The sequence below is a fragment of the Anaerococcus kampingae genome (assembly GCF_046365475.1).
GTDB classification, from domain to species: Bacteria; Bacillota; Clostridia; order Tissierellales; family Peptoniphilaceae; genus Anaerococcus; species Anaerococcus kampingae.
In genome coordinates, this window is the sequence record NZ_JBGMEF010000024.1 from 1 (window position 1) to 1,611 (window position 1,611).

Annotated in this window: 1 protein-coding gene; it reads right to left on the reverse strand. The window is 32.2% G+C overall.

Annotated features, from left to right (window positions below):
• Positions 1-183: 183 nt before the first annotated feature.
• Complete coding sequence (locus ACCQ42_RS07220) at positions 184-1,353, reverse strand: IS110 family RNA-guided transposase (RefSeq protein ID WP_106461076.1); 1,170 nt, start codon at positions 1,351-1,353, stop codon at positions 184-186.
• Between the last annotated feature and the right edge of the window lie 258 nt (positions 1,354-1,611).

The following is a 1,611-nucleotide window of genomic DNA, read 5'->3' on the forward strand; positions in this document are numbered from 1 at the left end:
CCGATGAGACTAACTATCGGAAGTCAAGTAAAAATTAATAAATTAAAATACATAATAATTTGAATAAAATCCTAAATTATTCAACGCTAATAGACTTCCGTTAGGTTGAATAACGAAATTTGGGCATGACAAATAAGCTATCACTTTTGACAGCTTAAAAATTGTATAATATTTTTTAAATCATTAATTTTTTTGACTTATAAATTTTTGATTAGTCTTTAGAAGATGAAATATTACTCTGGTCAATTTCCTAGCCACATGGGTTAAGGCTACATAATGATGTTTGCCTTCGCTTTTCTTTTTCTCGTAATAGAGTCTAAACGTTTCATCATTTTGGCATATGAGAAAGGCTGCTAGGAATAGAGCATCCCTTAAATATGAACTTCCTCTTTTACTCATACTACTGTAGGATGAATTCATTGTTCCTGATTGGTTAATTGATGGATCAAGTCCTGCATAGGCTAAGAGTTTGCTTGGGCTCTCAAACTTATCTATGTTTCCTATCTCAGCTATTAGACTAGGTCCTATCTCAATACCTACGCCAGGCATAGTCATTATTGGATTATCCATTTCATTCAAAAGTAGTTTGATTTGCTCATTAACTTCATCAATTTGTTCTATTAGAAATTCTAAGGCTTTGATATCTTGAACTAATCTAAAAGATACAGCGGGTGAATTAATACCTATAGACTTCCTTGCAGCCTCCCTAATTTCTATGGCTCTCTCCTTAGAATGATTGCCATTAGAAGCCTTTTTAATTAGGTTAGTTATTCTAGTGAGGTTAGCCTTAGCTATCTTATCTGCTGATGGATATTCTTTTAATACTTCTAAGGTGTATTTACAGAATACATCCTTACAGACTTTAGCTAATTCAGGAAATATTAAATCTATGTATCCAACAATAGCATTTTTAAGCTTAATCCTGTCATTTTTTAAAGAAGATTTGTATCTAGTTAGTGACTTAAGTTCGTAATTATGATACAATTCATTATGAGTAGGATTAGAGTCAGTAGCTCTTAGAAGCTTTGCAATGAAGAAAGCATCAACCTTATCGGTTTTTGTATTTCTAAAACTATCAGCCTTTCTGTAAAGACTAGTTTGATAAGGGTTAAAGAAATGAATGTTAAAATTCAAATCTAGTAGAAATCTTGAAAGATTAAGATGATAGTGACCGGTGGACTCTAATCCTATTCTAATTTTATCCTTACCAAAATCAGAAAGTTTTCTAAGCAAATACTCAAAACCATCTTTAGAATTCTTAATTTCAAAATGACACCCCTTATCAAAGTTATTCTCATCAGCAAGATAGCAGTTATGCTTAAACTTAGAAACATCAATACCCAAATAGATCATAGAAAACTCCTTAAAAATTATTGTTGTGCGTCCACATAAGTTATGCCTCGTATCCTTGTACAATAAATCGTCTAGCGATATCTAACTAATTAACAAAAAAACATAGTTATGTGGTTGTAGTCTCGTCGCAATAGTCAAAGCTATAGGGACCTCATACACATTCCACAACACTATGTTTAATGTATAGTATTCCATTGTTTTTTCCATAGAATGACTATGGTTATATGATACAAGGGACCATGCGGAAGGTCCCTTGGG

Excerpts from the sequence above, each read along its gene's own strand:
- ACCQ42_RS07220 (WP_106461076.1), bottom strand. The coding sequence starts at position 1,353 with ATGATCTATTTGGGTATTGATGTTTCTAAGTTTAAGCATAACTGCTAT.